The sequence below is a fragment of the Clostridioides sp. ZZV14-6150 genome (assembly GCF_020657875.1).
Lineage (GTDB): Bacteria > Bacillota > Clostridia > Peptostreptococcales > Peptostreptococcaceae > Clostridioides.
Genome location: NZ_JAGWDA010000004.1, coordinates 152,689 through 164,113, shown reverse-complemented (window position 1 = coordinate 164,113; position 11,425 = coordinate 152,689). Strand labels below are relative to the sequence as shown.

Genomic DNA, 11,425 nt, shown 5'->3' with positions numbered 1-11,425 from the left:
TATAGAAAATAGTATACTTTGCAGAAACTAAGAGTGAGACAGCTGTTCTCACTCTTTTATTTTAAATATATTATTAAGAACTAGTTTAATTTTATTGAATACATTTAATTTAAAAATTATTTAATAAAATTAAACTAGTCATTTACAATTGAATAGGAGGTAATTTAATGAAAAAAGATTTAGAAGCAGCAATTGAAGAAATTGTAACTAAAATAACGGATGAATATGGATTTGAAATGGTTGATGTTGAATATGTAAAAGAAGCGGGAGAATACTACTTAAGAGTATACATAGATAAAGAAGAAGGAATATCTTTAAACGAATGTGAATTAGTTAGTAGAGAACTAAGCCCAATATTAGACGAAAAAGACCCTATAAAAGAGAATTATTTTTTAGAAGTATCTTCTCCAGGGCTTGATAGAGCATTAAAAAAAGACAGAGATTTTGTTAGATACCAAGGTAGAGATGTAGATTTAAAATTATATAAACCATTAAATGGATGTAAACAATTTGAAGGTGAACTTGTAGGATTAACAGAAGATAATAATATAAAAATCATTATAAATGGTGAAGAAATGGAATTTAATAGAAAAGATGTTGCTATTGTTAGATTAGCAATAAAGTTTTAGTGGTATATTAAATAGGGAGGAAATAAAAAATGAATCATGAATTTATGGAAGCACTAAACGAATTAGTAGTTGATAGAGGTATAGATAAAGAAATACTTATAGATACTATAGAGCAAGCTCTTTTAACTGCATACAAAAAAAACTTTGGTTCAGCACAAAATGTTAGAGTTGAGTTTGATAGAGACAAAGGAGATATAAAAGTATTTTCTCAAAGAGTAGTTGTCGATGAATCAGACCTATATGATACTTTCTTAGAAATAGAGTTAGCAGATGCTAGAGAGATAAACCCTAATTATGAATTGGGTGATATTATAGAGCATGAAGTTACACCTAAAAACTTTGGAAGAATTGCAGCTCAGACAGCAAAACAAGTAGTTGTTCAAAGAATAAGAGAAGCTGAGAGAGAAATAGTGTATAATGAATTTATAGAAAAAGAAAATGAAATAGTTACAGGAGAGGTTGCTAGAGCAAATAAAAATATTGTTTATGTAAATCTTGGAAGAATAGAAGGGATAATGACTCAAAGTGAGCAAATCCCATTTGAAAATTACAAAGCAGGTCAAAAAATAAAATTCTATATACTTGAAGTTAAAAAGACTAACAAAGGACCTCAAATAGTTGTATCAAGAAGTCATCCAGGTCTAGTAAAGAGATTATTTGAAGAAGAAGTTCCTGAAATATATGAGGGTATAGTTCAAATAAAATCAGTGGCAAGAGAAGCTGGGTCAAGAACTAAAATGGCAGTAAGATCTATAGATGAAAAAATAGATCCAATTGGAGCTTGTGTAGGTCCAAAAGGACTTAGAGTAAAAAATATAGTGGATGAACTTGGTGATGAAAAAATAGATATAATAAAATATAGTGAAAATCCAGCAGAGTTTATATCAGCAGCACTTAGCCCATCAAAAGTTGTTAAAGTAGATATAAATGAAGATGAAAAATCTGCCTTAGTTATTGTTCCAGATTATCAGTTATCACTTGCTATAGGTAAAGAAGGTCAAAATGCAAGACTTGCAGCAAAATTGACAAACTGGAAGATAGATATTAAGAGCGAATCTCAAGCAGAACAAGAAATGATAAATCTTGAAAAATCCAAAGAAATAGAAGATGAGGGTATTAAAGTTGAATTTATCAATCAAGATGAGTTAGATGTCTCAGATGATAATTTCAAAGAAGAAGAGTAAGGAGGGATGGCTTTGAAAAAAGTAAAAAAAGTGCCTCAAAGAAAATGCATAGCATGTCAAGATAGAGACTCTAAAAAAGAGCTTATAAGAATAGTTAAAAATAAAGAAGGAAAAATATTTTTAGACCCAACAGGAAGAGCTAATGGAAGAGGAGCATATGTATGCAAAAGCTCTGAATGTCTAAAAAAAGCTATAAAAAGCAAAGCATTAAATAAAGCTTTTAAAATTGATGTTCCTGATGAAGTCTATGATAATCTACTTATGGAGTTAGAAGAATATGAAAAATAATAAAGAAAAGATACACTCGTTCTTAGGACTCGCAACTCGTGCAGGGAAAATAGTGTCTGGTGATGATTCAACTTTGCTTGACTTAAAAAAAGGAAAAGTAAAATTAATTTTAATTGCAGAAGATGCATCAAATAACACAAAAAAACTTTTTAAAGATAAATCAACTTTTAGAAATATTCCATATCTATTTTTTTCAACAAAAGATGAAATAGGATTTGCAATAGGAAAATCTCCAAGAGCAGTCGTAGGAATAAAAGATGAAAATTTCGCTAAAAAGATAATTGAACTAATAGAAATTTAAAATAAAATAGGGGGTGATCTTGTGTCAAAAACAAGAGTATACCAAATAGCAGAAAAATTAAATATATCAAATGAAGAGCTTATAAATAAGTTAGCTGAATTAGATATTAATGTAACTGACAAAGATTCAGTATTAGAAGGTGAAGCGTTAGAATTAGCACTTGAAGTGTTAAGTGAAGATTCATCTCAAGAAAATGGAAATGTTATAGAAATAGATGGACAGTTGACAGTACAAGTATTAGCAACTAAATTAGATAAATCTCCATCAGAAATAATTATGAAGCTTATGAAAATGGGAACTATGGCAACAATAAATCAAGAGATAAATTTTGAGATTGCTGCTTTAGCTGCCAAAGACTATGGATTTGAATTAACAGTAGCAGAAAGTGATGATACAGAAGCTTTAGAAATAGAAGCTTTAATGGAAATTGAAGAAGATAATGAAGAGGATTTAAAATCTAGACCACCAGTTGTTACGGTTATGGGACATGTTGACCATGGTAAAACATCTTTACTAGATGCAATAAGAAAAACTGATGTAATTTCAGGTGAAGCTGGAGGAATAACTCAGCATATAGGTGCTTCAGAAGTTAAAATCAATGACAAAAAAATAGTATTTTTAGATACACCAGGACATGAGGCTTTCACATCAATGAGAGCAAGAGGAGCACAAGTTACAGATATAGCAATATTAGTTGTTGCAGCAGATGATGGTATAATGCCTCAAACAGTAGAAGCAATAAACCATGTTAAAGCAGCAGGAGTACCTTTAATAGTTGCTATAAATAAAATAGATAAACCAGGTGCAAACCCAGATAAAGTTAAACAAGAATTAGCAGACCAAGGATTATTAGTTGAAGACTGGGGTGGAGAAGTAATAGCAGTTCCAGTATCAGCTAAGAAAAAAGAAGGAATAGATACACTTTTAGAAATGGTATTGTTGGTTGCTGAAATAGAAGAATTAAGAGCAAATCCAAATAAAAGAGCAGTAGGAACTGTTATAGAAGCTGAGCTTGATAAGGGAAGAGGTCCAGTTGCAACAGTACTTGTTCAAGGTGGTACTCTAACAGTAGGTGATCCAATCGTTGCAGGTGTTGCATGTGGTAAAGTTAGAGCTATGATAAATGCAAAAGGTAAAAGAGTTAAGACAGCAGGACCATCTACAGCAGTAGAAATATTAGGGCTATCAGAAGTTCCACAAGGTGGAGACCAATTCGTTGAGGTTCCAACAGATAAAATTGCTAGAAGTGTAGCAGCAAGAAGACAACAATTAGCTAGAGATGAGATGTTAAAATCAACTCAAAGATTATCACTAGATGCTTTATTTAGTCAAATGAGTGAAGGTGCTATAAAAGACCTTAACATAGTTATAAAAGCAGATGTACAAGGTTCAGTACAAGCAGTTAAACAATCTTTAGAAAAATTATCAAATGAAGAAGTACAAGTTAAAGTAATACATGGAGGTGTTGGAGCTGTAACAGAATCAGATATATTACTTGCAGCAGCTTCTAATGCAATAATAATAGGATTCAATGTAAGACCAGTTCCAGGCGCAGAATCTCTAGGAGAAAAGGAAAATGTTGATATAAGAACATATACTATAATATACAAGGCTATAGAAGATATACAAGCTGCTATGACTGGTATGTTAGACCCTGAATATGTTGATGAAGAAACAGGAAAAGCTGAAATAAGAGAAATATATAAAATATCTGGTATTGGAACAGTAGCTGGATGTTATGTAACTAATGGTAAAATATTTAGAAACTGTAAAATAAGATTAGTTAGAGATAGTATAATAATACATGAAGGTGAACTTGCAGCACTTAAGAGATTTAAAGATGATGTAAAAGAAGTTAATTCTGGATACGAATGTGGTATGAGTTTTGTAAATTATAATGACATAAAAGAAGGCGACATAGTAGAAGCTTATATAACTAAAGAAGTAGAAAGAAAATTATAAATTCGTATCAAAGAAAATCAGTTAGTAAAGAAGGTCGATGGTATGGCATCATATAATAGAACAAGAAGAATTGCAGAAGAAATAAGAAAAGTAGTAAGCACTATGCTTATAAATGGAGTAAAAGACCCTAGAATAACATCTTTGGTAAGTGTAACTGATGTAGAAGTTACAAATGACCTAAGATATGCTTATGTATATGTAAGTATTCTAGGTGGAGATGAAGAATCTACATTAGCAGGACTTAAGAGTGCTGGAGGGTATATAAGAAGAGAAGTAGGAAAAAATATAAAGCTTAGATATATTCCTGAGATAATATTTAAACTTGATGATTCAATAGAAAAAGGAATGTATATGGATAGCCTTATAAAGAGAGTAAATGAAAAAAATACTCAAAAAAATGAGGATGAAAATTATGATGAATAATATTGATAGTATTATAAATTATATATATGAGGGTGACTATTTTATAGTTACCTCTCATATTAGTCCAGATGGAGATAATATTGGTTCAACACTTTCAATGTATTATACACTAAAAAGTTTAGGGAAAAATGTATATTATGTACTTGATGATGAAGCCCCATTGAATTTGAAGTTTTTAGTTGAAGGTGTAGAAATTTATAAGTCTCATGAATTTGATATAAATAAGTATTCTCTAATTGCACTTGACTGCGGAGATAAGATGAGAATATGTGTAAGTGATGAAATCAAAAATAATGCATCAAAAGTAATCTGTATTGACCATCATGCTAGTAATGATTCATATGGAGATTTAAACTATGTAGATATTGATGCATCTTCTACTTGTGAACTAGTGTATAATTTATTAGTTAGATTTCAAGAAATAAAAGACATTAAGATTATGAATAAAGATATAGCAACATGTTTATATACAGGTCTTGTGACTGATACTGGAAATTTTTCCTATTCAAATGTGCATGCAAGTAGTTTTGAGATGGCAAAGAATTTACTTGTTTTAGGTGCAGAAAAAAACACTATAATACAAAATATATATCAAAGTAATTCTTCTGATTATTACAAATTATTAGGTGAAGCTTTAAAATCTTTGGAGATATTTGATTCAAAGGTATCTAGTATAATTTTAACTCAGGATATGATGAATAGGAATAACATGAGTTTCAATGATGTTGATGGTATAACAACATATACTAGAGATATAAAAGGTATTGAAGTTGGAATTTTATTTAAAGAAAAAAAACAAGATGAAATTAAAGTGAGTTTTAGGTCAAAAAATTATGTTGATGTAAGTGAAATAGCTAAAGTATTTGGTGGCGGTGGTCATATAAGAGCTGCTGGATGTACTATCAAAGATAGTATTGATAATGCTAAACAAATGGTATTAGAGGCAGTGTTAAAATCAATTTAAGGTGACAATAAAATGAATAAGATTATAAATATATTGAAACCCACAGGTATGACATCTCATGATGTTGTAAGTAGGGTAAGAAAGATTTTAAATATGAAAAAAGTTGGGCATACAGGTACTCTTGACCCAGATGCATCAGGTGTTTTACCAATATGTACAGGAAAAGCTACAAAAGTATGTGAACTTATTTTAAACAAAGATAAATCGTATATATGTGAACTTACTTTAGGTATAAGTACAGATACCTATGATTCATCTGGAGAAATTATAAAAAAAATTGATGATTTTAAGTTAAGTAATGAAGATATAGAAAGAGCTTTTGATACACAAAAAGGTGAAATAGATCAACTTCCTCCAATTTACTCAGCTTTAAAAGTAAATGGAAAGAGAATGTGTGATTTAGTAAGAAGTGGTAGAGGCTCTGAGATTACTTTAAAAACTAGAAGAATAAACATAAAAGATATAAAAATCCTTAGTATAAAAGGTAATAAAGTAATGTTTTATGTTGAATGTTCTAAAGGGACTTATGTGAGAAGCATTTGCCATGATATAGGAGAATATCTAGGATGTGGAGGACATATGTCATTTTTAAATAGAACATCTTCTGGTAAATTTAACTTGGAAAATTCGATAACGCTAGAAGAATTAGAATTATTTTATGCAAATGAAACTCTGGATAAACACTTATATGATATAGATTATGTATTAGATTCGTTTAATTATATTGTATTAAACCCTAATGCTATAAAATATTATAGTAATGGTGGTTCAATAGATGATAAGAGATTTTTAAAGAACAATCTCAGTAAAGATGATGAATTTGTAAGAGTATATAGTAAAGATAACTTCTTAGGATTAGGAAAATTATCAAAACATAATAATACAGTAAGTGTTAAAAGTGATAAGATGTTTATATAATCAATGTATTTGAAAAAACACCAAAAGAGATAGTGCTATAATAACTTCTATAGTCTATCTCTTTTACTTATGCTATAATAGTTTGTGAATAAGTTAAGAGTAAATTATAATTTTAGCGGGGAAAATTTATTATGGTGATTATAAAATCTATAGCAGAAATAGCAAACATAAAAGAAAGTGTCATTACCATAGGGAATTTTGATGGCATACACAAAGGACATCAAGTTCTTATAAAAAAAGCAGTTGAATATGCAAAAAAAGAAAATATACAGAGTATTGTATTTACATTTGCAAATCATCCTGTAAACTACTTTAGACCAAACTCAACAAAAAATATTATAAGTAATGAGGACAAAATAAATTTATTAGAAGAATTGGGAATAGATATAGTTGTAATTATACCATTTGATGAGTATATGACTAAAATACCTGCAAATGATTTTGTAGAGGAGATACTAGTAAAAAAATTAAAGGCTAAAAAAATAGTGATTGGACATGACTTTACGTTTGCCAGAGCTAAAGAAGGGAATGTCAATCTATTAAAGAGCTTAGAAAATGAATTTGGTTTTGAGGTGGAAGTAATAAAACCAATCAAAATAAATGATGTAAGAGTGAGTAGTACTTATATTAGAAGTTTAGTATCCCAAGGTGATATGACTAATGTTAAAGAGTATTTAGGTCGTAATTACAAGTTAGAAGGGTGTGTTATACATTCTAAACACCTTGGAAGAACTATGGGATTCCCAACAGCAAATATTGACCTTAAGAATAATATGCTCGTTCCAAAGAGAGGTATCTATGCTTCTATTGTACATATTGGAGATGAGGTTTATTTTGGTGCTACAAATGTAGGTTATAACCCAACAGTTAATGGAAAATCTTTGTCTATTGAAACAAACATTTTAGAATTTGACAGAGATATTTATGGTAAAAATATAATTGTTGAATTTTTGGAAAGAATAAGGGATGAGAGAAAATTTAATTCAATAAATGACTTAAAAAATCAATTGTCTAATGACACAAACTATGTATATGAAAACTATGTTTGCAAAAACAAGTAATGTATGATAAAATGATTAAGGAAAATAACCATTACTCAGCTTTTGAATACTCCAATCAATGCTTAGTAATAGGCGTTTCTAAAAAAATACGGAGGTAATCTAAATGATAAACAAAACAGAAATAATCAAAGAATATGGAAGAGTTGAAGGAGATACTGGTTCTCCAGAAGTACAAATAGCTTTATTAACAGCTAGAATAAATGATCTAAATGGACATTTAAAAACTCATAAGAAAGACCACCATTCAAGAAGAGGACTATTAAAAATGGTTGGTAGAAGAAGAAACTTATTAGCTTACTTAAAAGAAAAAGATCTTGAAGGATATAGAGCATTAATAGCTAAATTAGGATTAAGAAAGTAATTTCATTCTTTATAAAAAAGCAGGTATAGTGTATACCTGCTTTTTTATAGTTAATTTATTATAGAGTAAAATAGTTAATAATAAAAGTAATTTATACATTATAAAAAATTATAAAATGAATAATATTGGGTAAGAATATAAGGTAATATATAAATACATAATCAATTAAAAAGGAAAGACAAGATAAATATAGAAATTTTATACTATAATATTTAGTTAGAATAAGGAGGAAATTATTTTGAAAATAAAGTTAGTATGTGATAGTTTGTGCGATATTCCAGATGAAATATCAGAGAAAGATTGTATAGAAATAGTTCCACTTACAGTTATTTTTAATGATAGAGAATATATAGAAGGAGTGGATATAGATAAAGAAGAGTTTTACAAGAAAGTAAAAGAAATAAAACAAATACCTAAGACTTCACAAGCTACATATATGGAGTTTAAAGAAGTATTTGATAAGTTTATAGAAGATGGATACCATATAATCTGTTTAACAGGTGCATCAAATGCTTCAGGAACTTTTCAAAGTGCCGTAATAGCTAAAAATGATATGAATGAAAAAGAAAAAATACATATATTTGATACTCGAAACTTATCACTTGGTAGTGGGCAATATGTTATAAAGGCTTGTGAACTTGTTGAAGAAGGTTTAGGGTTTGAAGAAATAATAAATGAGTTAGAAAACATTCGTAGCAGTATAAGATTACTTTTTGCTCCATATACCCTTGATTTCTTAAAACAAAGTGGAAGGGTTCCAGTAGCAACTGCTTTAATAGGAAATATGTTGAATATAAAACCTATATTTTTCTTTGATAATGGGGAAGCTAAGTTGGTAAACAAGGTTAGAGGAGTAAAAAATATAGCAAGTAAACTAGTAGATATAATTTTAGAAATGAATGAAGGGTCTTTAGAAGGGAAAATAGTAACAATAGGTTGTGGAGATAATCTACATGATTGTGAAATATTAAAAGAAGAAGTAAATAAAAGAATAAAAGCAAGAAGAGTCTTGTTTACTAGAGGTGGAGTTTCTATTTGTTCTCATACAGGGCCAGATATATTAGCTATAAGTTGTTCTAATTAGCAGAAATATAAGCTTCTTGCATATATAGGCAAAGATAATTTTTATATTGTTAATTTATAGTATTTTTGATAATATAGTAAATAGAGTGATATACGTGTTTTTAATAAGAGGAGGACAAGCATTAATGTTTGAACATAAAATATTTAAAATGGATTTCGCAGGGAGAGAACTTTCTGTAGAAATAGGAAAAATTTGTGAAATGACTAACGGTAGCTGTATAGTTAGATACAGCGACAGTATGGTAATGGTAAATACAACTAAGTCAGCTAAGCCTAGAGACGGAATAGACTTTTTCCCTTTAAGTGTAGATTATGAAGAAAAATTATACTCTGTAGGTAAAATACCTGGAGGTTTTTTAAAGAGAGAAGGTAAGCCTTCAGAAAAAGCGATACTTACATCAAGATTGATAGATAGACCAATAAGACCATTATTTCCAAAAGGATTTAGAAATGATGTTCAGGTAGTTGCAACAGTTTTATCAGTAGATCAAGACTGCACACCAGATATAGTAGCAATGATAGGTTCATCTATAGCACTTTCTATATCAGATATACCATTTAATGGCCCAACAGGTTCAGTATGTATTGGTCTTGTAGATGGTGCATTCGTTGTAAATCCAAATGCAGAGCAAAGAGAGAAAAGTTCAATGCATCTAGTTGTTTCAGGTACAAAAGAAGCAATAATGATGGTTGAAGCTGGAGCAGATGAAGTTCCAGATGATATAATGCTAGATGCTATTTTATTTGCTCATCAAGAAATAAAAAAAGTGGTTGAATTTATAGATGGTATAGTTGCAGAAGTTGGAAAAGAAAAAATTGTTGTTGAATTATACCATGCAGGAGAAGAAATAACTCAATTGGTTCGTGAATTTGCAACTGCTAAGATGAAAGATGCAGTTCAAACTTTTGAAAAATTAGAAAGAATGGAAAAGATGGATAGAGTTAAAGAAGAAACTCTAGCTCATTTTGAAGAAACTATTGAAAATTTTGAAGAACTTATTGGTGATATAGAGGAAGTATTACAAGATATAATAAAAGAAGAAGTAAGAAAACTTATAGTGCATGAAAATGTAAGACCAGATAATAGAAAATTAGAAGAAATCAGACCTATATGGTGTGAAACTGGTATGATACCTAGAGCTCATGGTTCAGCTATATTTACTAGAGGACAAACTCAAGTACTTAATGTAGCTACTTTAGGTGCTTTAGGAGATGTTCAAAAGTTAGATGGATTAGATGAAGAAGAAAACAAAAGATATATGCATCACTATAATTTCCCAGCATATAGTGTTGGAGAAGCTAGACCATCAAGAGGTCCAGGTAGAAGAGAAATAGGACATGGTGCTTTAGCTGAGAGAGCTTTATTACCAGTGATACCATCTCAAGAAGACTTCCCTTATGCTATTAGATTAGTTTCTGAAGTATTGAGTTCAAATGGTTCTACATCTCAAGCGAGTGTATGTGGTTCAACATTATCTCTGCTTGATGCAGGTGTGCCTATAAGAGACATGGTTGCAGGTATAGCAATGGGACTTATAAAGCATGATGGCAAGGTAGCAGTGCTTTCAGATATACAAGGTATGGAAGACCACTTAGGAGACATGGACTTTAAAGTGGCTGGGACAGAACATGGTATAACTGCAATACAAATGGATATAAAAATAGATGGTATAGATAAAGAAGTTCTACAACGTGCTTTAAAACAAGCTAAGGAAGGTAGAATTCATATACTAGGAGAAATGAGAAAAACTATATCTCAACCAAAACCAGAGCTTTCACCATATGCACCTAAGATTGTTAAAATGCAAATAAATCCTGACAAAATAAAAGATGTAATAGGACCTGGTGGAAAGATAATAACTAAGATAATAGATGAAACTGGAGTTAAGATAGATATTGAACAAACTGGAGAAGTATTCATATCAGGTATTGAAATTGATATGATTAATAGAGCTCAAGAACTTATAAATAATATAGTTATTGAACCAGAAGTAGGAAAAACTTACAAAGGTAAAGTAAGTAGAATAATGAATTTTGGAGCATTTATTGAAATACTTCCAGGAAAAGAAGGATTACTTCATATATCTCATATAGCTCATGAAAGAGTTGCTAAGGTTGAAGATGTATTAAATATAGGAGATGAAGTTGAAGTTAAAGTTACAGAAATAGATGAAAAAGGAAGAGTTAACTTATCTAGAAAAGTTCTTTTACCAAAACCAGAGCATAAAAATAAATAATGTATTAAATAATT

General features: G+C 29.8%; 12 protein-coding genes. All 12 read left to right on the top strand.

Translation table 11 applies throughout. From position 1 onward, the window contains the following. The first annotated feature begins 167 nt into the window (after positions 1-167). The 12 genes from rimP (at position 168) to pnp (ending at position 11,411) form a co-directional block, all read left to right on the top strand. A complete protein-coding gene (gene rimP, locus KGF41_RS06885) occupies positions 168-629 on the top strand; it encodes a ribosome maturation factor RimP (protein ID WP_227856520.1) in 462 nt (153 codons plus the stop codon). 29 nt (positions 630-658) lie between these two features. Next, positions 659-1,813, top strand: coding sequence for a transcription termination factor NusA (gene nusA, locus KGF41_RS06880; RefSeq protein WP_227827193.1), 1,155 nt, complete (start codon positions 659-661; stop codon positions 1,811-1,813). A 6-nt stretch (positions 1,814-1,819) separates the two neighbouring features. Then, complete coding sequence (gene rnpM / locus KGF41_RS06875; RefSeq protein WP_227434218.1) at positions 1,820-2,101, top strand: RNase P modulator RnpM; 282 nt, start codon at positions 1,820-1,822, stop codon at positions 2,099-2,101. Continuing rightward, a complete protein-coding gene (locus KGF41_RS06870; RefSeq protein WP_227434219.1) occupies positions 2,091-2,402 on the top strand; it encodes a L7Ae/L30e/S12e/Gadd45 family ribosomal protein in 312 nt (103 codons plus the stop codon). The genes rnpM and KGF41_RS06870 overlap by 11 nt, the downstream gene beginning before the upstream one ends. Positions 2,403-2,423: 21 nt before the next feature. Continuing rightward, entirely contained in the window at positions 2,424-4,364 is a 1,941-nt protein-coding gene (gene infB, locus KGF41_RS06865) for a translation initiation factor IF-2 (RefSeq protein WP_227827194.1), read from the top strand. 42 nt (positions 4,365-4,406) lie between these two features. Further along, on the top strand, positions 4,407-4,787 hold the full coding sequence (gene rbfA / locus KGF41_RS06860) for a 30S ribosome-binding factor RbfA (protein WP_227434221.1): 381 nt from the start codon (positions 4,407-4,409) through the stop codon (positions 4,785-4,787). Next, complete coding sequence (locus KGF41_RS06855) at positions 4,768-5,751, top strand: DHH family phosphoesterase (RefSeq protein ID WP_227839921.1); 984 nt, start codon at positions 4,768-4,770, stop codon at positions 5,749-5,751. Before rbfA ends, KGF41_RS06855 begins: the two co-directional genes overlap by 20 nt. 12 nt (positions 5,752-5,763) lie before the next feature. Continuing rightward, positions 5,764-6,669 (top strand): tRNA pseudouridine(55) synthase TruB, encoded by a 906-nt coding sequence (gene truB / locus KGF41_RS06850; protein ID WP_227827196.1) that lies wholly within the window; start codon positions 5,764-5,766, stop codon positions 6,667-6,669. Positions 6,670-6,800: 131 nt separating this feature from the next. Beyond that, a complete protein-coding gene (locus KGF41_RS06845; protein WP_227856519.1) occupies positions 6,801-7,730 on the top strand; it encodes a bifunctional riboflavin kinase/FAD synthetase in 930 nt (309 codons plus the stop codon). Positions 7,731-7,833: 103 nt separating this feature from the next. Next, positions 7,834-8,091, top strand: a complete 258-nt coding sequence (gene rpsO, locus KGF41_RS06840) for a 30S ribosomal protein S15 (RefSeq protein WP_227434225.1) — start codon at positions 7,834-7,836, stop codon at positions 8,089-8,091. Positions 8,092-8,329: 238 nt separating this feature from the next. Then, complete coding sequence (locus tag KGF41_RS06835) at positions 8,330-9,175, top strand: DegV family protein (RefSeq protein ID WP_227854582.1); 846 nt, start codon at positions 8,330-8,332, stop codon at positions 9,173-9,175. Positions 9,176-9,299: 124 nt separating this feature from the next. Then, positions 9,300-11,411 carry a polyribonucleotide nucleotidyltransferase gene (pnp, locus tag KGF41_RS06830; RefSeq protein WP_227836148.1) on the top strand — a complete coding sequence of 704 codons (2,112 nt, stop codon included), beginning with the start codon at positions 9,300-9,302 and terminating at the stop codon, positions 11,409-11,411. Positions 11,412-11,425: the final 14 nt, after the last annotated feature.